Below are 24,097 nucleotides of genomic sequence, written 5' to 3'. Positions count from 1 at the left end.
GCCGGCCCCGCTGCCTGAGGAGACCCATGCCCGACGTACCTGCGCTCGACATCCCCGTGGGGGCGACCGCGACGCTGGAGCTCGTCGTCACCCCCGAGCTCACCGTGCACTTCGACGAACTGGGCCCGGTGCACCCGGTCTACGCGACGTACAGCATGGCCAAGCACTTCGAGGAGGCCGGCCGCAAGCTGCTGCTGCAGTACCTCGCGCCGGGCTCGGCGGGGATCGGCCGGTCGGTGGCGGTCGAGCACCTGGGGCCCAGCTGGGTCGGGGACACCGTCACGGTGGTGGCCCGCTGCACGGAGGTCTCGGGCAACCGGCTGACCTGCGCGTGCACGGCCACCGACGCCGAGGGCCGGGAGCTCGGCCGCGGGACGACGGTGCAGGTGGTCCTTCCCGAGGAGCTGCTGGAGGCACGGATCGGCCCGGCCGCGCGGGCACGACGGGACGGAGCGGCCCAGCCCCGCTGAGCTGCCCCCGGGCGCGGGCTCAGCGGCGGCGCAACACCGAGCGGTCGAGCTGCGCCACGTCGGTGACCCCGAGCAGCTGCAGCGCCCGGCGCAGCTCGGCGGCGAACAGGTCGACCGCCCGCTCGACCCCGGCCTGACCACCGACGGCCAGCCCGTACAGCTGCGGCCGGCCCAGCAGCACCGCACGGGCGCCCAGGGCGAGGGCCTTGGCGACGTCGGTGCCCCGCCGGAAACCGGAGTCGACCAGCACCTCGAGCTCGTCGCCGACGGCGTCCACGACCTCCGTCAGCGCGGTCACCGTCGCCCCGACGTGGTCCAGCTGGCGGCCGCCGTGGTTGGAGACCACGACGGCGTCCACCCCGGCCGCCGCTGCCCGCCGGGCGTCGGCCGCGGTCAACACGCCCTTCACCACGAACGGCCCGCCCCACGCCTCGACCATCCACGCGATGTCGTCCCAGGTGACGGTCGGGTCGAACTGCCGGCCCACGAACTCCATCACCGCCTGCGGCCCACCGGCCACGTGCCGCACGTTGGCGAAGGTGACCGCCTCGGAGCGGAACAGGCCCCACCACCAGTGCGGCCGCCGGGCGCCGTCGGCCAGCGTGCGCAGCCCGAGCTCCGGCGGGATGGTCAGGCCGTTGCGCAGGTCCCGCTCCCGGGCCCCGGGCACCGGGGTGTCCACGGTCAGCACCAGGGCCCGGTAGCCGGCCTCCCGGGCCCGGTTGATCAGCTCCTTGCACAGCCCCCGGTCGCGCCAGACGTAGAGCTGGAACCACTGCGGCGGGCTGCCCGCGGCGGCGATGTCCTCCAGCGACGTCGTGCCCAGGGTGGCCGCGGTGTACGGGATGCCGCGGGCCGCAGCCGCCCGGGCCACGGCCAGCTCGCCGTCCGGGTGGACCATCCGGGTGAACCCGGTGGGCCCCAGCACAAGCGGCAGCGCCGTGCGGGCACCGAGCACCTCGGTGCCGAGCTCGACCTCCCCGACGTCGCAGAGCACCGAGGGCACCAGCTCCAGCTCGTCGAAGGCGCTGCGGTTGCGGCGCATCGAGACCTCGTCCTCGGCGGCGCCGTCGACGTAGTCGAAGACCGCGCGCGGCAGCCGCCGGCGGGCCGTGGCCCGCAGGTCCGCGACCGTGTGGCAGCGGGCCAGCCGGCGCCGGTCGCCGTCCAGCTCCGGCCGCTGCACCCGCAGCAGCGCGACCATCTCCGCCGGCGTCACGTCCGCTCGGTGGCCCGGGTCGCACCGCTCCCCGACCTAGGGGCCGCCGGGGTCCCACCGGGAGCCTCGGCAGCAGGGGCGACATCGGCGTCGGCGTCGGCCGCGAAGCCACCGCCGAGGAAGCCGCCGGAGACCCGCGGGTCGGTCGACAGCGCCGCGGGGTCGCCCTCGAGCACCACCCGCCCGCGGTCCATCACCGAGACCCGGTCGGCGACGGCGAAGGCGGCCCGGGCGTTCTGCTCCACGACCACCAGGGTCAGCCCGTCGTCGCGGAGCTGGCCCAGGGCGGAGAAGATCTCCCCCACCAGCCGCGGCGCCAGCCCGACGCTGGGCTCGTCCAGCACCAGGACCCGAGGCTGGGCCATCAAACCCCGGGCGATCGCCAGCATCTGCTGCTCACCGCCGGACAGCGTCCCGGCCGCCTGCTCCAGCCGCGGCTCCAGCCGCGGGAACAGCGCCATCGCCCGGTCGCGGGCCTCCGTCCGGGCCGACGCCGGCCCCCGCCGCCGGGTGTAGCCACCCAGCACCAGGTTGTCGGCCACGCTCAGCGACGGGAACACCAGCCGGTTCTCCGGCACGTGCGCCAGCCCGGTGCGGGCCAGCTTCTCCGGCCCGTACCCGGTGACGTCGGTGCCGGTCAGGTGCACCGTGCCGGCGGTGACCGGCAGCAGTCCGGACAGCGCCCGCAGCAGGGTCGTCTTGCCCGCACCGTTCGCGCCGATGACGGCGACCAGCTCGCCGTCCCCCGCGCTCAGGTCGATGCCGTGCAGCACCGCCAGCCGGCCGTAGCCGGCGTGCAGTCCACGGACCTCCAGGCTCATGGCCGTCCCTCCCCGGACCCGGCACGCACCGGTCTGCCCACGCTCGGCCGGCTCACGGTGCGCCCGCCTCGGCGACCGCGGCCGCGGCACCGTCCTCCGGCTCGACGCCCAGATAGGCCGCGATCACCGCCGGGTCGTGCCGCACCTCGTCCGGCGTGCCCAGCGCGATGCGGACGCCGTCCTCCAGCACGGCGACCCGGTCGGCGAGGGCGAGCACCGCCTCGACGTCGTGCTCGACCAGCACGATGGCCATGCCACCGGCGCGGAGCCGACGCAGCAACCGGGCCAGCTCGCGCCGCTCCGTGCCGGACAGGCCGGCCATCGGCTCGTCGAGCAGCAGCAGGTCGGGGTCCAGCGCCAGGGCCCGGGCGATCTCGACCAGCCGCTGCCGGCCGAAGGGCAGGTCGGCGGCGAGCCGGTCGGCGTCCTCCCCCAGGCCGAGCAGCTCCAGCAGCTCGCGCGCCGACTCCTCGACGGCGCGCTCCTCCCGCCGGGCCGGCAGCACCAGCGCGGCCCCGAGCATCCCGGAACGGCTGCGCAGGTGGCGGCCGACCATCACGTTCCCCAGCACGGTGGCCGAGGTGAAGATCTGCAGGTTCTGGAACGTGCGGGTCGCCCCCGCCCGGGCGAACACGTGCGGCTTGCGCCCCTCGACCCGGGTGCCGGCCATGGTGACCTCGCCCGCGGTCGGGGTGACCGCACCGCTGATCATGTTGAAGGCGGTGGTCTTGCCGGCACCGTTGGGCCCGATCAGCGCCACGATCTCCCCCGCCGAGACGGTGAGGTCGAAGTCGTCGACGGCGGTGACGCCACCGAAGCGCTTGGTCAGCCCGCGGACCTCCAGCAACGGCGTGCCCGGGGCCGGCCGGCCCTCCCGCGCCAGCAGCGGCACGTCGTCGGCCACCGGCTCCAGGTGGATTTCCTCCTCGTCGCCACCGGGCTCGGGCGCGCTGCCGGCCATCCGTCGCCGCGCCCCGGTCCACAGCTGGTGCAGCCCACCGGGCAGGAAGATCATGATCGTGGTGAGCAGGATGCCGAAGCCGATCAGCTGCACCTCACCGACCGCGCCGGGCAGCAGCTCCGGGATCAGCCGGCGCAGCCCGTCGTCCAGGCCCTCCACGGCGAAGGCCCCGACGACCGCGCCGTAGACGCTGCCCACGCCGCCGAGCACCGCCATCAGCAGGAACTTCACCGACAGCGGGAAGTTGGCCGCGTTCGGGTTGATCACCCCGAGCCAGTGGGCGAACGCCGTCCCGGCGACGCTGGCGTAGGCGGCGGAGAGCACGAAGACCTGCACCCGCAGCCGGAAGGTGTCCACTCCGAGGGACTCCGCGGCCACCTCCGAGTCGTTGACCGCGCCCAGCGCGCGCCCGATGCGGCTCTCCACGATGTTGCGGGCCAGCCACAGGCCGAGCAGCACGACCGGGACCAGCAGCAGGTAGTACTCGGTCGGCGAGTTGTAGGTGCGGCCGTTCATCTCCGGCTTGGTGATGCCGTAGATGCCCGACGTGGCGCCCAGGAAGTCGGACTCGGTGGCCAGCACGGTGACGATGACGCCGAAACCGAGGGTGGCCAGGGCGAGGTAGTGGCCGCGCAGCCGGAGCAGCGGGAGCCCGACCAGCAGCGCCGCCAACATCGTCACCCCGACCGCGAGGACCGACGCCGGCAGCCCGCTCCACTCGTACCGGGTGACCAGCACCGCCTGGGTGTAGGCCCCGATCGCGAAGAAGCCGGCCTGCCCCAGGCTGACCTGGCCGGCCAGGCCCATCAGCAGCGACAGCCCGAGCGCGGCGAGGGCGTAGATGAGCGCGTACACCCCGACGTTGATGACGCTGGAGGAGGCGACCAGGGGCAGCGCCAGCATCAGCAGCGCCACGACGGCGATGCCGATGACGTCGCCGCGGCGGCTGCGGCGGCTGCGGGCCCCGATCCGGGGCAGTCGACGGACCGGTCGACCGACCATGGGTCAGACCCTCGCTTCCGCAGAACGCCCGAAGATCCCGGCGGGCCGGGCGACGAGCACGATGATCAGGAGCAGGAACGCCACCGCGTCCCGCAGGCCGGTGCTGATGTAACCGGCGGTGAGCGTCTCCAGCACGCCCAGCAGGAGCCCGCCGAGCACGGCACCGCGCACCGAGATCAGCCCGCCCAGGGTGGCCGCGACGAAGCCCTTGAGCCCGAGGGTGAGCCCGGACTCCCAGGAGGTGAAGAAGATCGGGCTGGCCAGCACCCCGGCGATCGCGCCCACGGTCCCGGCGATCAGGAAGCTGATCAGCGAGGCCTTGGTCAGCGAGATGCCGACCAGCCGGGCGGCCACCGGCTGCTCCGCGCAGGCGCGCAGCGACTTGCCGGCCAGGGTGCGCTCGTAGAACCAGTAGACGGCCAGCGAGACGATCCCGGCGATCAGCAGGATCCACAGCTCCTGGTAGCGGATGCTCACCCCGGCGACGGAGAAGCCGCCCGGGGTCAGCGGGGTCAGCCCCTCCGCGTTCGGGCCGTAGACCAGCAGCATCAGGGCCTTGAGCCCGGTGGAGACACCCAGCGTGAGGATCAACGACACCAGGGTCGTCATCCGCTTGACCGGGAAGATGACCAGCCGCTCCATGATCACGGCGACCAGGGCGACCGACACCACGGCGAGCACCACCGCGGCGAGCAGCGGGAGCCCGCTGCTCACCGCGGAGATGGCCACCAACCCGGCCAGGGCGGCGAACTCGCCCTGAGCCAGGTTGATGACCCCGCTGACGGTGAAGATCGCCACGAAGCCGATGGCGACGAGTGCGTAGACCGCACCCTGGCTGAGCCCGGCGAACAACAGCTGCAGCAGGTCGGTCACCGACCCACCTCGCACCCGTCCGCCGGCGGGACCAGGGGCAACAGCCCCCTGCAGGACCTGGCGACGACGCTCACGGCGGGCGTCAGTCGCCCTGGTCCGGGACCAGCTGCCACTGACCGTTCTCCACGGTGACCAGCGCGAGGGCCTCCTTCGACAACCCCGCGTGGTCCTCCGGGGTCATCGTGAAGACCCCGCTGATGCCGGTGAAGTCGGTGACGCTCTCCAGGTGGTCCCGGATGGCCTGGGGGTCGGTGCCCTCCTCGCTCAGGGCGTCGACGGCCAGCTGCCAGGCGTCGTAGGCGTGCCCGGAGAAGGTGGACGGACCGGCCCCGAACTCAGCGGTGTAGTCGTCGATGAAGGTGGTGATGATCTCCTTCTGCGGGTCGTCGTCGGGCAGCTGCTCGGCCACGACGAGGCGGCCCAGCGGCGCGACCATGCCCTCGGCGGCGTCCCCGGCGGTGTCCAGGAAGACCTGGTTGCCGATGCCGTGGCTCTGCATCACCGGCGTCTCGATGCCCAGCTGGTCGTAGGCCCGCTGCGCCAGACCGGCGGCCGGGGGGATCCCCCAGATCACGTTGACGTCGGCACCGGCGTTGCGCAGGTTCACCATCTGCGCGGTGAAGTCGGTGGCGTCCGGGGCGAACTTCTCCGTCGCGACGACCGAGATGCCCTGTTCCGCGCCGATCTCGTCGAACATCTCGGCGACGCCCTCGCCGAAGCCCGAGGCGTCGCGGGCCAGGCCGATGGTGCTCCAGCCCTGCTCGGCCATGTAGTCGATCATGCGCTCGATCACGACCCGGTCGTTCTGGGCGGTCTTGAAGACCCACTCCGAGCCCTCGACGATCGCCTGGTTCGCGGCCAGAGAGATCATCGGCGTCTCGGTGGACTCCGCGATCGGCCGCATCGCCAGGCTCGGACCGGTGCGGCTGGCGCCCAGGACGATGTCGACCTCGTCCTCGTTCACCAGCTTGTTCATCGCCTTGGCGGCGCCGTCCTCGGTCGACTGGTTGTCCTCGATGATCAGCTCGACCTCGCGGCCGTCGATGCCGCCCTCCTCCTCCAGCTGCCCGGCGAGCAGCTCGAGGGCCTGGCGCTCGGGCACCCCGAGGGACGCCCCGGCGCCGGTGATGTCGAGGACCGCACCGATCTTGATCGGGCCCGTCTCGTCGGCGCTGCCCCCGCCGCCGCCGCCCCCACCGCCGTCGTCGGACTCGGCGCAGGCCGCCAGGCTGAGGGTCATCGCCGCCAGCAGTGCGGCGGTGCGCGTCGTCGCGGTCCTTCGTCCCATGAGGTCTCCTTTGACCGCAGCTCGATGATCGAGCGCTTCGTTCGAAGTCCGCCACAGGCTAGCCACCATGTGGTCCCGATCACAAGGACCGTGGCGCCGGCACCCGCGCCTCCAGAAGAGGACCAAGCACCCCAGGAGAGGCCGGGGACCCCGGGAGAGCACCAAGGACACCAGGAGAGGACCAAGGACACCAGGAGGGGACCAAGGACACCGGCACCGATCGACCCGGCTCTGGACGATGGGCGGGACGGCCGCCCCGCGGGCCCGTCTCAGCACAGACCCCGAGGAGGCCCCGGTGGACACCCTGGACGACGAACGCGACGCACTGGCACTGGGCGAGGCCGAGTGCCTGCGCCTGCTGGACACCGCCGCCATCGGCAGGATCGCCTTCACCGAGGGTGCGCTGCCCGCCGTCCAGCCGGTCACCTTCGTCCGGGACGACCGGGAGATCTACGTCCCCACCCACCGGGGCAGCGCGGTCGCCGCGGCCAGCCGGGGCGCCGTGGTCGCCTTTGAGGTCGACCAGGTCGACGTCGACACCCGCACCGGGTGGAACGTCACCGTCGTCGGCCCGTCCCGGCTGATCACCGACCCGGCCGAGGTCTGCCGTCTCGACGGCCTCGGGATCGGCCCGTGGGTCCCCTCGGGTGCGCACTGCTACGTCGGGGTGCAGGTCCGGCTGGTACGCGGTCGGCGGATCGGACCCCGCCCGGCGACGACGGCGGGCGCACCGGGCCTGTCCTCGGCCGGGGCAGGGCTGCCAAGCTGAGTGCGATGAGCCAGGACGGAACGACACCGCGGTCCCCGGACGCACCGCCCGGCACCGACGACACCTCCCCGCTGGCGGCGATGCGGCTGACCGAGCTGCTCGAGGAGGTGCAGGACCGGCTCTCCACGGTGGCCCGCACCCAGGCCCGGGTGCAGGACCTCCTGGACGCCTTTCTCAGCGTCTCCGCCGGCCTGGACCTGGACACCACCCTCCGCCAGATCGTCGAGGCCGCGGCCCGGCTGGTCGACGCCGAGTACGGCGCGCTCGGCGTGCTGCGCCCGGAGGGCGGCCTGGGCCAGTTCATCACCGTCGGCATCGACGAGGAGACGCGCGCCCGGATGGGCCACCTGCCCGAGGGCAAGGGCGTGCTGGGCCAGCTGATCACCGACCCGCACCCGCTGCGCATCGCCGACCTCGGCGACCACCCGTCCTCGGTCGGCCTCCCACCCGGGCACCCCCCGATGCGCACCTTCCTCGGCGTGCCCGTGCTGGTCCGCGGCACGGTGTTCGGCAACCTCTACATGACCGAGAAGCACGGCGGCGGCCACTTCACCCACGAGGACCAGGCGGTGCTGGTGGCCCTGGCCGGAGCCGCCGGCATCGCGGTCGACAACGCCCGGCTCTACGCGGAGGGCGAGGTCCGCCGGCGCTGGCTGACCGCGGTCGCCGACATCCGCTCCACGCTGCTGAGCGGGCTGCCGCCGGAGCAGGCGCTGCAGCTGGTCGTCGACCGGGTCGCCGACCTGACCGCAGCCGACGGCGCCTGGCTGGTGTCCGGCCCCGACCCGGTGAGCGGCAGCTACGAGGTGCAGGCGCAGTCCGGCGCGGAGCTCCCCGACGTCATCGGCCACCGCCTGCTCCTCGCGGAGGCGCCCACCCGCCAGCCGGCCGCCGGCCCACGCGCCCTCACCCCCGTGGACCTGTCCGGCTTCCCGCTCGGTGGTCCCGATGCTGCGCCCTGGGGCCCCGGGATCGGCGTGCCGTTGCCGAGCACGGACGCCCAGGCCGCGGTGGTGATCGCCGCCCGCCGCGGCGGCCGCCCCGGCTTCGACCCCACCATCGGGCCGTTGATCGGCGAGTTCGCCGACCAGGTGGCGCTCGCGCTCGACATGGCGGCCCGTCAGCAGGTCGCCCGGCGGCTGGACGTGTACGAGGACCGGGACCGGATCGCCCGCGACCTGCACGACCACGTCATCCAGCGGCTGTTCGCCGCCGGCCTCAGCCTGCAGGCCGCGGCCACCCGCGTGCAGGACGACGTCGTCGGGCAACGACTGCGCCAGGTGGTCGACCAGCTCGACGAGACCGTCCGCGACATCCGCACCACGATCTTCGACCTGCACACGACCGATGGCACCGAGCACGCCGAGAGCCTGCGCCGGCAGGTCCTCGACATCGTGACCCAGACCGCCGGCGACCACCTGCAGTCGACCGTGCGGACGTCCGGGGCGGTCGACAGCCTGGTGACCGGCGACCTGGCCGTCGACGTGGTCGCGGTGGTCCGCGAGGGGGTCAGCAACGCCGCCCGGCACGCCGGCGCCAGGCACGTGACGGTCACCCTGGACGTCGCCGACGCCGTCGTCGTCGAGGTCCGGGACGACGGCCGCGGCATCGACCCGACCGTGGCCTGCAGCGGTCTGCGCAACCTCGCCGAGCGGGCGCGGCGGCGGGGCGGGGAGTCCGTCGTCCAGCCGCTGCCGGAGGGCGGCACGCTGGTGCGCTGGCACGCCCCGCTGCCGGTGCGCGGCTCCGGCTGACCGACGACCGGGGTCAGCCCCGGGACGAGGCGGGGCCCGAGCCCCGGAGCTCGGTCGCCAGGATCGCGGCCTGGGTCCGCCGCTCCAGCCCCAGCTTGGCGAGCAGGTGCGAGACGTAGTTCTTCACCGTCTTCTCGGCCAGGAACATCCGCTCCCCGATCTGCCGGTTGGTCAGCCCCTCCCCGATCAGCTCGAGCACCGTCCGCTCCTGGTCGCTGAGCTTGGCCAGCGGGCCGCTGGGCTCGGCCGCCCGGCGCATCCGCTGCATGACCGCGGCCGCCGCGGCCGGGTCCAGCAGCGACCCGCCACCGGCCACCGTGCGCACCGCGCTCACCAGGTCCTGCCCCAGGATCTGCTTGAGCAGGTAGCCCGAGGCCCCGGCCATGATCGCCTCGAACAGCGCCTCGTCGTCGCTGTAGCTGGTGAGCATCACCGCCTTGAGGTCGGGCATCCGGGACCGCAGCTCCCGGCAGACCGAGACGCCGTCACCGTCGGGCAGCCGCACGTCCAGGACGGCGACGTCCGGGCGCAGCGCCGGCACCCGGGCCAGCGCCTCGGCGGCGTTCTTCGCCTCGCCCACCACGGTGATGCCCGGGTCGGTCTCCAGCACGTCGGCGACACCGCGCCGGACGATCTCGTGGTCGTCGAGCAGGAACACCCGGATGGGGCCGGACGCAGCGTCCGTGGTCACGCGGTACCTCGTGCTCTCCGCCGGGCCGTGGTGACGCGGCTGGGTCGTCGTTGCCGGCGCGCTCGACGCACGCCTCCGGCAGCGAATCTAGGCGGTGCCGGATGACGACTCCATGACGCACGTGACCCTGTCGTCCGCGGTGGGTAGGCGGCGGGGAACGCGTGGCGGCAACCGGCCGCCCGGACGACCGGGAGGACTCGACATGACCGCAGCAGCACAGATGCTGGAGACGTACCCGCAGGACCTCGGGGGCATCGATCGGGAGAAGCTCATCGCCTGCATCGAGGCGTGCCTGGAGTGTGCGCAGGCGTGCACCGCGTGCGCGGACGCCTGCCTGGCCGAGGACATGGTGGCCGACCTGCGCACGTGCATCCGGACCAACCTGGACTGCGCCGACGTCTGCGAGGCCACCGGGCGGGTGCTGTCCCGGCACACCGGGTACGACGCCAACCTCACCCGGGCCGTCCTGGAGGCCTGCGCGGCCGCCTGCAAGGCGTGCGGGGACGAGTGCGGCGGCCACGCCGAGATGCACGAGCACTGCCGGGTCTGCGCGGAGTCCTGCCGCCGCTGCGAGCAGGCCTGCCGCGACCTGATCAGCTCGCTGGGCTGACCGGCCGGGCACGCGGCCGGCCGGGGACGGTCAGGAGCGGGCGATCCACTCGTGCCCGCAGGCGCGACACAGCATGGTCGCCCACCAACTGTGGTCCTCGGTCGGCTGCGTGGCGTCCACCAGGTCGCGGGAGGTGCAGCCGGGACACCGCAGCAGGGCGGCGAGCGCGCCGCCCAGCCGTCCCCCGCTCCGCCGCCCACCGTCGGTGGTGGTCGTGTCCGCCGGTGCGATCGAGAGGGTCATCGCCGGCTCACGCGTCGGCCAGCGGCGCGCCCGCCGCGACCAGCTGGACGTCGGTGGAGGTCGGGGGCGCGACCTCCCGGACGGTCGCCGTCCGGGCGTGGCCACGCTGTTCCCGGTGCGCGTACAGCTCGTGCCGGCTGGGCAGCGGGTGGCCACCCCGGCAGCACAGCGTGCCGACCTCCCCCACCAGGACCGGGCGCGGGCGGCCGGGCACCTCGAACCGGCCGGCGCGCTCGATGAGCCGGGTGTCGCACTCCGGGCAGTGGAGGTTGTGCAGGGAGAGGATCCAGACGGAGACCATGCGCACACCCTGAGTGACTGGTTGCACCCGCGGTAGGTCGGCGCCAGCGTGTCCGGGGAACCGTCACAGGATCGCAAACCGGCCCGGCCGGACCCCGGCGGTCGAGCCGCCCGGACCGCGGCGGTCAGGCCGCCTGGTCTCCGGTCGCGCCGACCTCGGCGCCAGCGACCCCCTCGAAGGCCGACCAGTTCCCGATCTTGCTGCGCGGGACGACGCTGAAGGAGCCGTCGGTCTCCAGCACCACGGCGGCGACGTCGGACAGGTCGCCGGAGCCGGTGGCCCGGACGGCCTGCCGGATCTCGTCGAGCGTCACCCGCTGCTCCTGCATGGGCCCCGGCAGCGGCCGGCCCTCGCGGAACAGCAGCGTCGGTCGCGCCGTCAGGACGTTGCGCACCCCGCCCCAACGGGCCGAGGCCCAGGCGACCAGCCACTGCAGCGCGGCCAGCAGTGCCAGTGCGGTGAGGCCCTCGGTCCAGGAGACGTCGGAGCTCAGCAGGATCGTGGCCAGGACCGAGCCGAGCGCGACGGTGACGACCAGGTCGTAGGCGTTCAGCTTCGCCAACGTCCGCTTGCCGGAGAAGCGCAGCACCACGACCAGGGTGACGTAGGCCGCCGCCCCCACCGCCAGGATGCGGCCCAGATCCGCCCACGAGTCCCACCACATGCCGCTCTCCCCGTCCTGTTCGCCCGCCCGGCCCGCTCCCCTCCTGCCATGGGGTTCGCAGGGACGCAGCAGTTGCGCCCGGCTGATCCCGCCCCCCGTAGCCAGCCCGCCCCGGCCGGAAACACACCGTCCGGTGCCGGTCGGCGGCGGCCCTGGGGTCGACGGCGGCGATGTGACAGGTACGTGACGGTCCGCCCGCAAACCTGTCGGCCGCGCCGGTCGAGTGCCAGTCTCAGGTCCCGGCGAACCGGGTCCGGAGCAACCGCCACCCCGTGTCGCCTGCCATCCCCCCAGCGACCCCGTCACAGACCAGCCCGATGCCGACACCCCCGGAGGACGACGTGACCGCTCAGCGCTCACCGCACCCGCTCCCCGGCCCCTCGCTCACCGAGGTGGTCGACGGCCACACCGGCCGGGTCCGGGTCAGCGGGCACCTCACCCCCCAGGGTGCCGACCTGCTCCGGGGCACCGTCGAGGGGCTCCGCCGGCTCGGGCACTCGACCGTGGTCCTGGACCTGGCCGACGTGCAGGCCGCCGACGCCGTCGGTCTGCACGTCCTCTCCGACCTGCGCACCACGATGCGGGCCTCCGGTGACGAACTCCTCCTCCGGAACGCACCGCACGAGACCGCCGTCGGCTGACGCCCGGGACGGTCAGCCGACCTCGGCCGGCCAGCTCCCGGCCAGCGCCTGGCGGACCTTCTGCCGCCACGCCCGGGTCTCGGCCTCGGTGACCTCGGTGGACGTCAGCGCCCGTTCGGCGACCGAGTCGACGTACCCGCACACCAGGTCGTCGACGCCGCGGCCCTGGGCCCGCCAGGCGAACTCCCGCAGCAGCCCGGCCAGCCGGCGGAGCACCGTGGGCTGCCCCTCGGCGAACTGCAGCGGCTCCTCGATCGCCAGCTGCAGGAGCTCCGGCAGCTCCCACGGCGGCACGACCAGCCGCACCCGCTGCTCCTCGTCCCGGCAGGTGCGGGGCTCCACGGGACACTCCGCGAAGCGCCCGAGCAGCGCCGAGGCGTGCGAGAGGGCGTGCACCGCGGTCGTCGGGTCGTTGGTGCCCGGGGAGAGCGCCCGGACGCAGATGTCGACGACCTTGCGCAGGCCGTAGGACAGGTCCCGGTCGGGCGTGCGCTCGTAGTGCAGCTGGAAGCTGCGGTCCAGCGCCTCCTCCAGTGTCTCGGTGTCCGGGTCGCCGCCCGGCGACAGCGACCGGGCGTGGGCCACCGGTGTCCCCTCGACGACGGAGTCACCGATCCGGACGGCCAGTTCGACGACCACGCCGGCCTCGCGGGCAGCGGCGACCGCCGCTCCCTCGTCGACGCCGACGAGGAACCCGCTGGACCGCGCCACCAGCGGGACCGGCGGACCGCCGCCGCGGTGCCCTCCCGTGTCGCGGGCAGCACCGCCCGGCTCGTCGAGCTCCCGCGCGACGGTCTGGGTGGCCTCGTCGTGCACGTCGCGCAACATCGTCTCGACCCGCAGCAGCCGGGACAGGTGTCCCAGGAAGAGGACGAGCCCCAGCACGCTGCCCAGCGTCAGCAGGTAGCCCACCGTGATCGACAACCGCGGCACGAAGGCACTGTCGTCCTCGGTGGCGCTCTCGGCCCGCACGGTCCGCAGCACGGTGAGGGCGTAGACGAAGGTCAGCACCAACTGGGCCAGGGTCAGCTGCACCACCCGGTCGGTGACGAAGGTCTGCAGCAGCCGCGGCGTGTACTGGCTGCTGCTCAGCTGCAGTGCGACGACGGTGAGCGAGAAGGTCACGCCGGTCACCGAGATCAGCGAGCCGGCGATCGCGGCCAGCAGGTCCCGCGCGGCCGAGGCACCGCCGCCGAAGGCGAAGGTCAGTGGGTGCTCCCGGGTCGCCCAGTGCTGGTCGAGCTCCGGGAGCGTGGTCCCCAGGACGATGGCCAGCAGGACGCCCAGTGCCGGGATCGGCCACAGCGCGCCCCGCAGCTTGCCGACCAGCCGGCTCAGCAGCCCACCCCGGTGTGTTCGTGAACTGCGCATGTTCGGAGTCTCGCCCACGCCCCGGTCCGGCAGGGGCACGGCGGGCGGGTCAGCCCTCGGGCGGGTGAGGCGCGTCCTCCAGCTGCATGACCCGCCACAGCCCGGTGCGGTGCAGCAGGTCCTCGGTGCGCCGGTTCACCCCGCGCAGGACGACGGCGCCGCCGCGGGCCCGGCAGGTCCGGTGCGCCCACAGGAAGCTGGCCACCGCGGTGCTGGAGAGCTGCCGGACGTCGGTGAGGTCCACGACCAGCCGGCGCGCTCCGGACAGCAGCGCGTCGTGCAGCAGCCAGCGCAGGTCCGCGAGCCCGTCGGCCAACAGGTCGTCGGACAGCCGCACGACCACCTGCCCGTCCCGGCCGGGACGCGCGGGTGCGGCGTCCGTGCCCGTCGGTGGACGGTGGACGGCGGTGGCGGTCATCGGCAGTGCTCCCCGCGGCTCTGCGTGGTCGGGTGGACCCCTCCGAGGATGGGTGCCGCACCTTGCGATCCCCCGCTCGTTGGTTTGCGATCGTGTGACGGCTCCCCGACCGGCTCGGGGCGCGCACCGCGGCGATGGCAGCATGGGCCGCGTGTCGCCGCGTCTGCTGCTGGTCGAGGACGACGACCACATCCGCATGCCCCTGCGCTGGGCCCTCGAGGACGAGGGCTACGAGGTGGCCGAGGCGGCCAGCGGGGAGGACGCCTGCCGGCAGGTGGCGATCGCCGCGCCCGACCTGATGATCGTGGACCTGATGCTCGGCGCCATGGACGGCTACGCCGTCATCCGCGAGGTCCGCCGCGCCAACGACCTGCCGATCGTGGTGGTCAGCGCCCGGGCCGACACGCACGACATCGTGGCCGCGCTCGAGGCCGGCGCCGACGACTACGTGACCAAGCCGTTCCAGGTCAAGGAGATCACCGCCCGGCTGCGCGCCCTGCGTCGCCGGATCGGCGCGAGCTCGGGTGCCGACGAGCGCCCGCAGGAACTGGTCCTCGACAACGACCCGGCGGCACCGCTGGTGCTCCGGCCGGACCGGGGCACGGTGCACCGCGGCACCGAGCAGCTGCACCTCACGCTGACCGAGTTCCGGCTGCTGTGCGAGCTGGCCGCCTCCCCCGGCCGGGTGCTCAGCCGGCAGGCGCTGCTGGAGCGGGTGTGGGAGCACGGGTTCTTCGGCGACGAGCGCCTGGTGGACGTGCACGTGCGCCGGCTGCGGACCAAGGTGGAGCGGGACCCGGGCGCCCCGACGCTCGTGGTGACCGTGCGGGGCCTGGGCTACCGGCTGGACCCGCAGTGAGGCTGGCGCTCGCGCCGAGACGGCTGCGGGCGCGGATCGTGCTCGCCTTCGCCGTCGGCGCGCTGCTGGTCTCCGCCGTCCTGGTGACCACCACCTTCGCGCTCGCCCGCAGCTACCTGCTGGACCAGCGGGAGACCGCCGCCACCCGGCAGGCGTTCACCGACGCCAACGTGCTCGCCAGCCGGCTGTCCACGGCGGGCAGCGAGGTCGGGGACGAGCTCGACGACCTCGTCCCCTCCGGTGGCGCTGACGTCGTGGTGCGCAGCGGCGGCGCCTGGTACTCCTCGCGGCTGGACGTCGGCGCCCGCGACGTCCCGGCCCCCTTGCAGGAGCTGGTGGCCTCGGGGACGGCAAGCACCACCCGGGTCAACAGCCCGACCGGCCCGCAGCTGGTGATCGGCATCCCGATCGCCGCGGCGGGTGTCGAGTTCTACGAGGTCGCTCCGCTGGTCGAGCTGCAGACCGCGCTGCGCACGCTGGCCGCGGTGCTGGGCGCCGGCGCGGCGACCGCCACCCTGGCCGGGGCACTCTTCGGGGCCTGGGCAAGTCGGCGCGTCGTCCAGCCACTGGAGCAGGTGGCCGGGGCGGCGACCCGGATCGCCGGGGGTGAGCTGGACATCCGGTTGCCGCCCACGGAGGACCCCGACCTGTTGGCCATCGTCGCCAGCTTCAACAGCATGGTCGATGCGCTGGCCTCCCGGATCGACCGGGACACCCGGTTCGTCGGCGACGTCAGCCACGAGCTGCGCAGCCCGCTGACCAGCCTGGTCACCAGCGTCGAGGTGCTGGGCGCCCGCCGTGAGGAGCTCTCCCCACGCGGACAGCAGGCGCTGACCCTCATCCAGGGGGAGCTCGGCCGGTTCCGCCGGATGCTGGACGACCTGCTGGAGCTGGCCCGGGTGGACGGGGACCCCGTGACGGCGTCGGACGAGCCGGTCTCGCTGGCCGCCCTCGTCCGCGAGGTCCTGGCGCACCGCGGCGGGCCGGAGGTCGTGCTGTCCGCGGACCCGGACGAGGAGACGGTCGTGCAGGGTGACAAGAACCGGCTGGAGCGGGCGGTGACCAACCTGCTGGACAACGCCGACCGGCACGCCGGCGGGGCAGCGGCCGTGCTGGTGGAACGCCGGGAGGGCTCGGTGGTCGTGATGGTCGACGACGCCGGCCCCGGCGTGCCCCTCGTCGAGCGGGAGCGGGTGTTCGAGCGATTCGCCCGGGGCCCGCGGGCGGCCCGCGGGTCGCTCCCCGGCGCCGGTCTGGGGCTGGCGATCGTGGAGGAGACCGCGACCGGTCACGGCGGCGGCGCCTGGTGCTCCGAGAGCCCGTTCGGCGGCGCGCGCTTCACCCTCTCCCTCCCCGGCGCACCGCAGTGAGCCGCCTCCGCACCACGCGCGGGTCCGAGAGGCGCTGGTCCGGCGCGCTGCTGCTGGCCGGCGCGCTGGCCGGCTGCGGCGTCCCGACCGGCGGCGCGCCCGAACCGATCCCCACTTCGCAGGTGCCCTACGACCTCGCGTCCCCCAGCCCGACCGCCACCGGCGCCCCCTCCGCCGACGCGCGGATCGACGAGCCGCGCGTCTACCTGGTGGCCGAGGACGGCGTCCTCGTCGCCCGGGGCCGGTCGCTCGACTCCGGACCGCTGGAGGACCGGCTCGACCAGCTGCTCGACGACCTGGCGACCGGGCCGTCGGCCAGCGAGCTGACCGACCGGCTGTCCACCGCGCTGCGGCCGGAGACGTCGCTGACGGTCGAGGAGCTGTCCGACGGGACCGTGACGATCGAGCTGGGCGGGGACGCCCAGGCGCCGGCAGGGCAGGAGAGCCGCCGGGCGGTGGCCCAGATCGTCCTGACCGCCACCAGCCTGCCGGAGGTCGAGGCAGTGTTGCTGACCCAGGCCGGGGAGCCGGTCGAGGCGCCCCTGCCCTCGGGCGAGCTGACCTCCCGCCCCCTCTCCGCCACCGACTACGAGCCGCTGCTCACCCCGACGGCCTCACCGACGTCCTGACGGCCGTGCCGGCGTCACAGCTGTGGCCGGACACCGGCCTCCTCGGCCAGGGACGCCGGCTCCAGTGGTCCGTCGCCGTCCATCGCGGCCCGACCGGGACCCCGCCGCCCGACCGGGAGCACCGTGCTCTCCCGCGCCCCCTCCAGCTCGAGGGCCAGCGCGGTGTAGAGCGCAACGGCGGCCAGCACGATGCCCACCCAGCCGGCCACCGCCTCCCAGTCGGCCGAGCCGGTCATCTCGTACACCCCGGTGGTGACGAACCGGATGCCGGCGACGGTCATCACCAGCGCGGGCATGACCTTGCTGCTGATCGCGGCGGCAGCGGGTACCAGCATGGCGATGCCGGCCACCACCAGCAGCACGCCGAGCCCCGAGCTGGTGCTGCCCGGCGGGATGGTCAGCGTGGTGAAGCCGGCCACCGCCCACGTACCGCTGAGGACCCCCATGCCGGTCGCGGCGACCGGGTCCCGGGTGAGGAACCCGAGCACCGAGGCCAGGAACTGGAGCGGAACGGTCGCCGCCAGCGCGGTGAGCGCCGCGATCCGGCCCTCGTCCGGGTCCACCCAGCCCAGCTGCACGGCGCTGAAGACCGTGGTCGCCAGCGCCAGCGCCAGGAAGCCGAGCGGCAGGGGCGTCGCCAACGGCCGCAGGACCACCCGCGTGGCGGCTCCCCCGCTCATCAGCTGACCAGCACCTGGGTCGCCTGCACCTTGAGCATGGCGTTGGCCCACCGCACCTGGCGCAGCGTCTCGGGATGACAGCGCTGGGCGAGCGCCAGGAGCTCCTTCTTCCTGGCTCCCTGGGCGGCCTGGGCCAGCAGCTCCCAGTCCAGCGACACCCCGGATGCCTCCCGATAGACGTGCCGGAGGTCGGCCAGCAACAGCAGACCCGGCTCGGGCCGGCGGCCCACGGCGTCCGACGCCTTCTGCCGCAGGCTGGCCAGCAGGCTCGGGTCGCCCTCCGGCTCCCCGTCCAGCTCGATGTCGTGGTCCCGACCGATCTCGGCCAGCGCCCGCACGTGGTCCTGCGACCAGCGGGCGATGTCGCGCGCCACGTAGAAGACCTCGTGGTCGGCCTTGTGCCGGTCCGACATCGCCAGCAGCGCGCCGGCGAGGTGGTTCTCCGAACGGTGCAGCTCCTCGATCGCGAGTCCCAGCTTCACAGCGCACCTCCGGTCGTGGCCATCCGCTCGGTGACGGCGGCGGCGGGCCCGCCGGTGGTGGGCGGCACGTCGGCCGTCACCGGCCGCGATCCCGTGGTCGTGGGTGCCGAGGACGGCGTCCCCTTGCCCTTCGACAACCGGCGGACCGACGCCGCAGCGGTCTTGAAGATCGGCTGCTTGGACACGGGATCCCAGTCGGTGAGGGTCAGCTCGTTGGCCGCCCGACCCCGCTTGCCGCCCGGCTCGTGGCCCGACGGTGAGTCCCAGTAGCCGTAGTGGAACGGCAGGAAGGCCACCCCGGGCCGGATGCCGCTGATCCGCAGCCGGGCGTCGACCCGGCCCCGAGGGGTGCTGATCTCCAGCAGGTCGCCCTCGGCGAAGCCGCGGTCGGCGGCGTCACTGGCCGACAGCTCGACCCACACCTCCGGTGCCGCCTTCTGCAGCTGCGGTGCCCGGGCGGTCTTCGTCCGGGTGTGGAAGTGGTACAGCGTGCGACCGGTGATCAGCTGGAAGGGGAAGTCCTGGCTCACGATCTCGTGCGGCGGCAGGTACTCGACCGCCTTCAGGACCGCCTTGCCGGTGGGGTTCAGCGCCTTGTACTCGACCGGTGACAGCGGCGCGCCGGTGACCAGGTCCCGGCCGTAGCTCTCGCAGTAGTCGGGTGCTGCCCAGAACTGGCCGTCGACGTAGATGCGTTCGGTGCCGTCGGGGTTCTCCTCGTTGCACGGCCACTGGATGCCGCTGCCGCCGCGGAGCTTCTCGTAGCTCAGGCCGGTGTAGTCGCACGGCCGCCCGCGGGTGCAGTCCTTCCAGCCCTCGAACGCCCCCTCCGGGTCGTCCCACTTCACCAGCGGCTGGCCGTCCTTGTCCTGCAGGTCCATCCGCCGGGAGAAGTCGATGAAGATGTCCAGGTCGGGCCGCGCATCGCCGGGCGGCTCGACCGCCTTGTCCGACAGGTGCACCGTGCGGTCGACGTTGGTGAAGGTGCCGGTCTTCTCCCCCCAGGTGGCCGCCGGCAGCACCACGTCGGCGAGCTGCGCCGTCTCGGACAGGAAGATGTCCTGCACGACCAGGAAGAGCCGTTCCTGGGCGAGGACCTCCCGGATCCGGCCGAGCTCCGGCAGGGAGACCGCCGGGTTCGTGGCCTGCACCCACATGAACCGGATGGAGCCCTCCTCCGCGTACCGGAACATCTGCATGGCGTGGGTGGGCGGCGAGTAGTGCGGGATCTGCATCGGGTCGAGGTTCCAGACCTTCGCGAGGTCCTTCACGTGCTCCTCGTTCGACCAGTTGCGGAAGGCCGGCAGGTCGCCGTCGGCTCCGCACTCCCGGGTGTTCTGCGCGGTGGGCTGGCCGTTCATCTGCAGCAGACCCGAGCCCGGCTTGCCGAGCATGCCCCGGATGATGTGCAGGTTGTTGACCTGCGTGGCCGCCGCGGACGCCTGGTGGGACTGGTAGAAGCCCTGCAGGACGCTGGACATCAGCCGTTCGGCGGTGCCGAGGACGCGGGCCGCCTCCCGGATCTGCTCGACGGGCACGTCGCAGATCTCGGCGGCGAGCTCCGGCGGGTAGTCCGCGACGCGCTTCTCCAGCTCGGCGAACCCGACGGCGTGGGCCTGCACGTACTCCTCGTCGACCCACCCGTTGGCGATCACCTCGTGCAGCAGCGCGTTCATCAGCATCACGTTGGTGCCCGGGCGCGGCGCCAGGTGCACCGTCGCCGCCCGGGCGACCGGGGTCTCCCGCGGGTCGACGCAGATCACCTGCGGCGGGTTCGGGCCGGCCAGCCGGTCGAGGACCCGGGTCCAGAGCACGGTCTGGGTCTCGGCCATGTTGTGCCCGAAGAGCGCGATGACGTCGGCGTGGTCGATGTCGGTGTAGGAGCCGGGCTGCCCGTCGCAGCCGAAGGACTCCTTGAGCGCGGCGGCCGCGGTCGCGGTGCAGAGCCGGGTGTTGCCGTCGACGTGGTTGGTGCCGATACCGCCGTGCGCGATGAGGCCGAGCGTGTAGTACTCCTCCAGGAACAGCTGCCCGGTGGTGTAGAAGCTGATCGCGCTGGGGCCCTGCTCGTCCAGCAGCTCCTTCGCCCGGTTGACCACCGCGTCCATCGCGGTGTCCCAGTCGGTCTCCACCAGCTTCCCGTTGCGCCGGATCAGCGGCGTGGTCAGCCGGTCCGGTGACTTGTTGGCCTGCCAGCCGAAGAGGTCCTTGGGCCCGAGCCGGCCGTGGTTGACCCGGTCGACCTCCCGACCACGGACCCCGACGATCTCGCCGTCCTTGACCGCGATGTCCAGGCCGTCTCCGTTGGAGTGCAGGATCGTCGCCGACTGGACCCAGCGGTCCACGTCGTCGGGGGCGACCCCGTCGGCCAGGTGGGTGTCGACCCGGGTGGGCCACTCCTCCCCCGGTCCGTAGGGCGTCCGGGTGCCCCACGGTTCTGCGATGCGGTCGATCTGCATGCCATGCCTCCTGAGAGAAGTCCGGCTGTCTGCGGTGCTCGTCCCCCGGCCGCAACGGCCCACCGGGCCGTGCCCGGCCCCTGGTACCGCCTCGGCGTCGAGATCCAACCGGGCCGACGTCCCGCGCGCGCCGCTGCTCAGCGCGTCCTGCCCACCGCGGCGCCATTGGCGGCCAGGCAACTCCGCCCACCCTCACAGGGTGGTTGCACACCTGCAACCGTTGGGGCGCCCGGGGCCCCTGGCCCGGCACGGTGGACGCGCTGACATGCTCCGGGCAGACGTCGAGGCAGCGGCGGATGCGCGTCAACACGACGGAGCGGCCATGAGAGCGGTCCGGACTCCCACCGGTCAGCAGGTCCGAGCGTCGCTCTGGTTCTGGCCCACGGTCGCGGCCATCGGGTCGCTCGTGGTCGCCTTCGGCCTGCTGTTCATCCGGCCGGCCACCGCGAGCACCTTCGCCGAGCGGGCCTGGCCCGGCGATGCGTCCAGCGCCGCCTCACTGCTGCAGACGGTCGCCACCGCCTCGATCACCGCGTTGACGCTGACCCTGTCGCTCACCGTGGTGGCCCTCCAGCTGGCGTCCCAGCAGTTCTCCCCCAGGCTGCTGCGCTCGTTCGCCCGCGACGGCGTCGTCCAGGCCACCGTAGGGGTGCTCATCTCGGCGTTCTTCGTCTCCCTGGTGACGCTGCGCGGCATCGACCCCGAGCGACCACTGCCGGTGCTGGCCCTGCTGCTCAGCTTCGCCCTGGGGCTGGTGTCGGGCGGCATGCTGATCGGCTTCATCGCCCACATGGTCGCCCGGCTGCGGGTCGACAACATGATGGCCGCGGTGCACCAGGACTCGGTCGCCAGCATGGAGGAGGCCTACGCCCCCTACGACCAGGGGCCCGAGTGGCCCGGGCCCGGCCTGCCGGGGCCGGGCGGCGGCGTGCTGATCCCGGCCTGGCGCAGCGGGTTCGTCCGGACGGTGGCTCCCGGGCCGCTCGTCGAGGCCGCACGGGAGCACGGTGTGCTGCTGCGGCTGGGCATCCGACCAGGTGACTCGGTGGTGCTGGGGTCGCCGATCGCCACCGCCTTCGCCGACGAGGACGACGAGGTCCCGGTCGACGCGCTCGTGGCTGCCCTGCGCGAGGCGGTGAACCTGGGCTTCGAGCGGACCGAGGAGCAGGACGTCGCCTTCGGGCTGCGGCAGCTGGTCGACATCGCCCTCAGGGCGATCTCGCCCGGGGTGAACGACCCGACGACCGCGGCCGAGGCGCTGGGCTACTGCGCTGACCTGCTGGTCCGGCTGACCGGCCGGCGGCTGGGCCCGCAGGTGCAGCGCGACCAGGACGGCGTCGTGCGCGCCGTGCTCCCCGACCGCGACCTGCACTACTACCTGGACCTGTCCTGTGCGCAGGTCCGCCGGTTCGGCCGGGACGAGCCCACCGTGCTCACCGCGGTCCTCCGCCTGCTGCGAGACGTCGCCGTCCAGGTCCGGGACGACGACCAGCGTCGGGCCGTCGCCGACCAGGTCGACCTCGTCGTGGCGGAGACGTCCGACCGGCTGCTGGACGCCGACCAGGAGGCGGTCCGGGACATGGCCCGACGGGTGTCGCTGGCCCTGGCCGGGCAGGTCGACGACGCCTATCGCGACCGCGCCGGGACCACCCGCTCGATCTGACTCGTCGACCACCCGGCCCGCGCGACCTCCCTGGCCGCGCCCGTCGCGCGGGTCAGCCGCGCAGCGACCGGGCCAGCCGCCGGACGGCCACTGCGCCGAGCCCGGCGCCGGCCACCCACGGGCCGGCGACCACCAGCGGGTCCAGCACGTGGTGGCGGGCGTCGGACCGGCCCCTCCGGGAGCCGACGCCGCCGTGGGTGACCTCGGTGCGCACCCCGGTCGCCGGCACGTCGGGCCGGGTGGAGCCGAAGGACTGCAGGTGGCTGCCCCAGGCGTCGACCCGGTCACCGGCGACCAGCAGCAGCCAGTGCGCCAGCCGCGCCTCGCTGAACCGCTCGTAGGCCAGCCGCCGGATCGCCCCGGACGGGCCGTGCAGCGGTTGTGCGGTACCGAACACCGGGGTCACGAACGCGTGCTCGATCGAACGCTCCCGGCCCGCCGACCCCGGCTGCCGGTCCGGGAAGTCCCAGTGGGCGCCGGTCTCGGCGGGGTACTGCAGCTTCGGGGACGACGGCCGGTCGGCGGGGTCGAGGTCGACGCCCCAGCCAGGGATGCGGGCCCGCAGCTCCTCCCGGCTGGGGGGCGCGGTGCGCTTGTCGCGGACGTAGGCGCTGGGGATGTCGGGCTCGGTCATCGTGGTCGCTCCCTCAGGTCGCGTTCGGCACGACGAGCGGCTTGATGCAGCCGTCGAGCTTGGCGGAGAAGACGTGGTAGGCCTCGGCGATGTCCTCCAGCGGGAACCGGTGGGTGACCATCTGCCGCGGGGTCAGGTGTCCGTTGCGCACGTGCTCGAACATCCGGGGCCACTGCCGCTTTACCGGGGTCTGGTTCATCCGCAGGGTGAGGCCCTTGTTCATCGCGTCGCCGAACTTGACCGCGTTCGGGATCGGGCCGTAGGCGCCCACCACCGCGATGGTGCCGCCCTTGCGTGCGGCGTCGATCGCCCAGTTCAGCGCGGTGGCCGACCCGCCCTGCAGCTTGAACTTCGGTCCGGTGAACTGCTGGAGGGCGTTGCCGTCGGCCTCCGCGCCCACCGCGTCGATGACGACGTCGGCGCCGAGGAAGTCGGTCTGCTGCTTCAGCTCGACCACGACGTCGTCCAGCTCGTCGTAGTCCAGCGTCTCGGCGTGGGCCATCTCCCGGGCCTTCGCCAGCCGCTCGGTGAGGTGGTCGACGACGATGACCCGGCCGGCGCCCATCAGCCAGGAGGACTGGGCGGCGATCAGGCCCACCGGCCCGGCGCCCAGGACCACCACGGTGTCGCCCTCGACGATCTCGCCCAGCTGCGCCCCGAAGTACCCGGTCGCGGCGGCGTCGGTGAGCAGGACGGCGTCCTCGTCGTGCATCCAGTCCGGGATCAGCACCGGCCCGACGTCGGCGAAGGGCACCCGCACGTACTCCGCCTGGCCGCCGTCGTAGCCGCCGGTGGTGTGCGAGTAGCCGTAGATGCCCCCGACCGCGGTCGCGTTCGGGTTCACGTTGTGGCAGTTGGAGTAGAGGCCGCGGGCGCAGAACCAGCACGAGCCGCAGAAGACGTTGAACGGCACCATCACCCGGTCGCCGACCTTCAGGTGCTGCACCGACGGGCCCACCTCGTCGACGATGCCGATGAACTCGTGGCCGAAGGTGTGGCCGACCCGGGTGTCCGGCATCAACCCGTGGTACAGGTGCAGGTCGGAACCGCAGATCGCGGCCAGCGTCACCCGGACGATCGCGTCGTTCGGGTGCTCGATCCGGGGCCGGTCCTTCTCCTCGACCCGCAGTTTGTAGGGGCCTCGGTAGGTCATCGCGCGCATGGTGCCTCCAGGTACGGCTCGTCCGCCCGGGGTGCCCCGTGCGCGGCTCCGGCAACCGCCACC

25 protein-coding genes are annotated in these 24,097 nt (G+C 73.7%); 9 read left to right on the top strand and 16 right to left on the bottom strand.

The features are described from left to right. The first annotated feature begins 26 nt into the window (after positions 1-26). Entirely contained in the window at positions 27-470 is a 444-nt protein-coding gene (locus O2W15_RS09095; RefSeq protein ID WP_269163292.1) for a thioesterase family protein, read from the top strand. Between the two features lie 19 nt (positions 471-489). Here O2W15_RS09095 and O2W15_RS09090 read toward each other — a convergent pair whose 3' ends face one another. The 5 genes from O2W15_RS09090 to O2W15_RS09070 form a co-directional block, all read right to left on the bottom strand. After that, positions 490-1,689 (bottom strand): alpha-hydroxy acid oxidase, encoded by a 1,200-nt coding sequence (locus O2W15_RS09090; protein WP_269179163.1) that lies wholly within the window; start codon positions 1,687-1,689, stop codon positions 490-492. After that, entirely contained in the window at positions 1,686-2,510 is an 825-nt protein-coding gene (locus O2W15_RS09085) for an ABC transporter ATP-binding protein (protein ID WP_269179162.1), read from the bottom strand. The genes O2W15_RS09090 and O2W15_RS09085 overlap by 4 nt, the downstream gene beginning before the upstream one ends. A 52-nt stretch (positions 2,511-2,562) precedes the next feature. Then, complete coding sequence (locus O2W15_RS09080) at positions 2,563-4,473, bottom strand: branched-chain amino acid ABC transporter ATP-binding protein/permease (protein ID WP_269179161.1); 1,911 nt, start codon at positions 4,471-4,473, stop codon at positions 2,563-2,565. A gap of 3 nt (positions 4,474-4,476) precedes the next feature. Then, a complete protein-coding gene (locus O2W15_RS09075; protein ID WP_269167239.1) occupies positions 4,477-5,346 on the bottom strand; it encodes a branched-chain amino acid ABC transporter permease in 870 nt (289 codons plus the stop codon). An 82-nt stretch (positions 5,347-5,428) separates the two neighbouring features. Continuing rightward, complete coding sequence (locus O2W15_RS09070; RefSeq protein ID WP_269163297.1) at positions 5,429-6,634, bottom strand: ABC transporter substrate-binding protein; 1,206 nt, start codon at positions 6,632-6,634, stop codon at positions 5,429-5,431. Positions 6,635-6,929: 295 nt separating this feature from the next. Between O2W15_RS09070 and O2W15_RS09065 the strand changes: the two genes are divergently transcribed. Both O2W15_RS09065 and O2W15_RS09060 read left to right on the top strand, forming a co-directional pair. After that, a complete protein-coding gene (locus O2W15_RS09065; protein WP_269179160.1) occupies positions 6,930-7,403 on the top strand; it encodes a pyridoxamine 5'-phosphate oxidase family protein in 474 nt (157 codons plus the stop codon). 5 nt (positions 7,404-7,408) lie between these two features. Next, positions 7,409-9,157, top strand: a complete 1,749-nt coding sequence (locus tag O2W15_RS09060; protein WP_269179159.1) for a sensor histidine kinase — start codon at positions 7,409-7,411, stop codon at positions 9,155-9,157. Between the two features lie 13 nt (positions 9,158-9,170). On the opposite strand, the gene O2W15_RS09055 is transcribed toward O2W15_RS09060, so the two are convergent. Continuing rightward, the gene (locus O2W15_RS09055) at positions 9,171-9,848 is read right to left on the bottom strand and encodes a response regulator (protein ID WP_269163300.1); all 678 of its coding nucleotides are present in this window, start codon (positions 9,846-9,848) and stop codon (positions 9,171-9,173) included. A 202-nt stretch (positions 9,849-10,050) separates the two neighbouring features. Between O2W15_RS09055 and O2W15_RS09050 the strand changes: the two genes are divergently transcribed. Next, a complete protein-coding gene (locus tag O2W15_RS09050) occupies positions 10,051-10,458 on the top strand; it encodes a four-helix bundle copper-binding protein (protein ID WP_269163301.1) in 408 nt (135 codons plus the stop codon). A 30-nt stretch (positions 10,459-10,488) separates the two neighbouring features. Here the strand turns inward: O2W15_RS09050 and O2W15_RS09045 are convergent, their stop codons facing one another. From O2W15_RS09045 to O2W15_RS09035, 3 genes are all read right to left on the bottom strand, one after another. Beyond that, positions 10,489-10,701: a hypothetical protein gene (locus tag O2W15_RS09045; protein ID WP_269163302.1), complete on the bottom strand. Its 213-nt coding sequence runs from the start codon at positions 10,699-10,701 to the stop codon at positions 10,489-10,491. Positions 10,702-10,708: 7 nt separating this feature from the next. Then, positions 10,709-11,002 (bottom strand): hypothetical protein, encoded by a 294-nt coding sequence (locus O2W15_RS09040; RefSeq protein WP_269163303.1) that lies wholly within the window; start codon positions 11,000-11,002, stop codon positions 10,709-10,711. 124 nt (positions 11,003-11,126) lie between these two features. Next, complete coding sequence (locus O2W15_RS09035; protein ID WP_269163304.1) at positions 11,127-11,666, bottom strand: DUF421 domain-containing protein; 540 nt, start codon at positions 11,664-11,666, stop codon at positions 11,127-11,129. Between the two features lie 317 nt (positions 11,667-11,983). Here O2W15_RS09035 and O2W15_RS09030 point away from each other — a divergent pair, with 317 nt between their 5' ends. Beyond that, the gene (locus O2W15_RS09030) at positions 11,984-12,307 is read left to right on the top strand and encodes an STAS domain-containing protein (protein ID WP_269179158.1); all 324 of its coding nucleotides are present in this window, start codon (positions 11,984-11,986) and stop codon (positions 12,305-12,307) included. A 12-nt stretch (positions 12,308-12,319) separates the two neighbouring features. Here O2W15_RS09030 and O2W15_RS09025 read toward each other — a convergent pair whose 3' ends face one another. Further along, complete coding sequence (locus O2W15_RS09025; protein WP_269179157.1) at positions 12,320-13,678, bottom strand: DUF2254 domain-containing protein; 1,359 nt, start codon at positions 13,676-13,678, stop codon at positions 12,320-12,322. A 49-nt stretch (positions 13,679-13,727) separates the two neighbouring features. Beyond that, positions 13,728-14,096: an STAS domain-containing protein gene (locus O2W15_RS09020; RefSeq protein WP_269179156.1), complete on the bottom strand. Its 369-nt coding sequence runs from the start codon at positions 14,094-14,096 to the stop codon at positions 13,728-13,730. A gap of 142 nt (positions 14,097-14,238) precedes the next feature. Here O2W15_RS09020 and O2W15_RS09015 point away from each other — a divergent pair, with 142 nt between their 5' ends. From O2W15_RS09015 to O2W15_RS09005, 3 genes are read left to right on the top strand one after another with little or no spacing between them, the layout of a single operon-like run. Beyond that, complete coding sequence (locus tag O2W15_RS09015; RefSeq protein ID WP_269163309.1) at positions 14,239-14,955, top strand: response regulator transcription factor; 717 nt, start codon at positions 14,239-14,241, stop codon at positions 14,953-14,955. Next, positions 14,952-16,325: a sensor histidine kinase gene (locus O2W15_RS09010; protein ID WP_269179155.1), complete on the top strand. Its 1,374-nt coding sequence runs from the start codon at positions 14,952-14,954 to the stop codon at positions 16,323-16,325. The genes O2W15_RS09015 and O2W15_RS09010 overlap by 4 nt, the downstream gene beginning before the upstream one ends. Further along, positions 16,322-16,954, top strand: a complete 633-nt coding sequence (locus tag O2W15_RS09005) for a GerMN domain-containing protein (protein ID WP_269163311.1) — start codon at positions 16,322-16,324, stop codon at positions 16,952-16,954. Before O2W15_RS09010 ends, O2W15_RS09005 begins: the two co-directional genes overlap by 4 nt. A gap of 14 nt (positions 16,955-16,968) precedes the next feature. Here O2W15_RS09005 and O2W15_RS09000 read toward each other — a convergent pair whose 3' ends face one another. From O2W15_RS09000 to O2W15_RS08990, 3 genes are read right to left on the bottom strand one after another with little or no spacing between them, the layout of a single operon-like run. Then, on the bottom strand, positions 16,969-17,634 hold the full coding sequence (locus O2W15_RS09000; protein WP_269179154.1) for a GPR1/FUN34/YaaH family transporter: 666 nt from the start codon (positions 17,632-17,634) through the stop codon (positions 16,969-16,971). Beyond that, positions 17,634-18,116, bottom strand: a complete 483-nt coding sequence (locus O2W15_RS08995; protein ID WP_269163313.1) for a hypothetical protein — start codon at positions 18,114-18,116, stop codon at positions 17,634-17,636. Before O2W15_RS08995 ends, O2W15_RS09000 begins: the two co-directional genes overlap by 1 nt. Next, a complete protein-coding gene (locus O2W15_RS08990; RefSeq protein WP_269163314.1) occupies positions 18,113-20,575 on the bottom strand; it encodes a molybdopterin oxidoreductase family protein in 2,463 nt (820 codons plus the stop codon). The genes O2W15_RS08995 and O2W15_RS08990 overlap by 4 nt, the downstream gene beginning before the upstream one ends. Positions 20,576-20,897: 322 nt before the next feature. Here O2W15_RS08990 and O2W15_RS08985 point away from each other — a divergent pair, with 322 nt between their 5' ends. Beyond that, positions 20,898-22,238, top strand: a complete 1,341-nt coding sequence (locus O2W15_RS08985) for a DUF2254 domain-containing protein (protein ID WP_269163315.1) — start codon at positions 20,898-20,900, stop codon at positions 22,236-22,238. Between the two features lie 52 nt (positions 22,239-22,290). On the opposite strand, the gene O2W15_RS08980 is transcribed toward O2W15_RS08985, so the two are convergent. Together O2W15_RS08980 and O2W15_RS08975 are read right to left on the bottom strand one after the other, a co-directional pair. Next, a complete protein-coding gene (locus O2W15_RS08980; protein WP_269163316.1) occupies positions 22,291-22,872 on the bottom strand; it encodes a hypothetical protein in 582 nt (193 codons plus the stop codon). Positions 22,873-22,885: 13 nt separating this feature from the next. Then, positions 22,886-24,025, bottom strand: coding sequence for a zinc-dependent alcohol dehydrogenase (locus O2W15_RS08975; RefSeq protein ID WP_269179153.1), 1,140 nt, complete (start codon positions 24,023-24,025; stop codon positions 22,886-22,888). Positions 24,026-24,097 lie beyond the last annotated feature (72 nt).

It is taken from the genome of Modestobacter sp. VKM Ac-2979 (assembly GCF_026967995.1).
Taxonomy (GTDB): domain Bacteria; phylum Actinomycetota; class Actinomycetes; order Mycobacteriales; family Geodermatophilaceae; genus Modestobacter.
The sequence above is the reverse complement of the archived record's forward strand: the minus strand, read 5'-3'. Positions and strand labels throughout refer to the sequence as shown.

Coding starts and splice junctions, on each gene's coding strand:
- O2W15_RS09095 (WP_269163292.1), top strand. CDS start 27: ATGCCCGACGTACCTGCGCTCGACATCCCCGTGGGGGCGACCGCGACG.
- O2W15_RS09085 (WP_269179162.1), bottom strand. CDS start 2,510: ATGAGCCTGGAGGTCCGTGGACTGCACGCCGGCTACGGCCGGCTGGCG.
- O2W15_RS09080 (WP_269179161.1), bottom strand. CDS start 4,473: ATGGTCGGTCGACCGGTCCGTCGACTGCCCCGGATCGGGGCCCGCAGC.
- O2W15_RS09070 (WP_269163297.1), bottom strand. CDS start 6,634: ATGGGACGAAGGACCGCGACGACGCGCACCGCCGCACTGCTGGCGGCG.
- O2W15_RS09060 (WP_269179159.1), top strand. CDS start 7,409: ATGAGCCAGGACGGAACGACACCGCGGTCCCCGGACGCACCGCCCGGC.
- O2W15_RS09050 (WP_269163301.1), top strand. CDS start 10,051: ATGACCGCAGCAGCACAGATGCTGGAGACGTACCCGCAGGACCTCGGG.
- O2W15_RS09045 (WP_269163302.1), bottom strand. CDS start 10,701: ATGACCCTCTCGATCGCACCGGCGGACACGACCACCACCGACGGTGGG.
- O2W15_RS09040 (WP_269163303.1), bottom strand. CDS start 11,002: ATGGTCTCCGTCTGGATCCTCTCCCTGCACAACCTCCACTGCCCGGAG.
- O2W15_RS09035 (WP_269163304.1), bottom strand. CDS start 11,666: ATGTGGTGGGACTCGTGGGCGGATCTGGGCCGCATCCTGGCGGTGGGG.
- O2W15_RS09030 (WP_269179158.1), top strand. CDS start 11,984: ATGCCGACACCCCCGGAGGACGACGTGACCGCTCAGCGCTCACCGCAC.
- O2W15_RS09025 (WP_269179157.1), bottom strand. CDS start 13,678: ATGCGCAGTTCACGAACACACCGGGGTGGGCTGCTGAGCCGGCTGGTC.
- O2W15_RS09020 (WP_269179156.1), bottom strand. CDS start 14,096: ATGACCGCCACCGCCGTCCACCGTCCACCGACGGGCACGGACGCCGCA.
- O2W15_RS09015 (WP_269163309.1), top strand. CDS start 14,239: ATGGGCCGCGTGTCGCCGCGTCTGCTGCTGGTCGAGGACGACGACCAC.
- O2W15_RS09000 (WP_269179154.1), bottom strand. CDS start 17,634: ATGAGCGGGGGAGCCGCCACGCGGGTGGTCCTGCGGCCGTTGGCGACG.
- O2W15_RS08990 (WP_269163314.1), bottom strand. CDS start 20,575: ATGCAGATCGACCGCATCGCAGAACCGTGGGGCACCCGGACGCCCTAC.
- O2W15_RS08985 (WP_269163315.1), top strand. CDS start 20,898: ATGAGAGCGGTCCGGACTCCCACCGGTCAGCAGGTCCGAGCGTCGCTC.
- O2W15_RS08980 (WP_269163316.1), bottom strand. CDS start 22,872: ATGACCGAGCCCGACATCCCCAGCGCCTACGTCCGCGACAAGCGCACC.
- O2W15_RS08975 (WP_269179153.1), bottom strand. CDS start 24,025: ATGACCTACCGAGGCCCCTACAAACTGCGGGTCGAGGAGAAGGACCGG.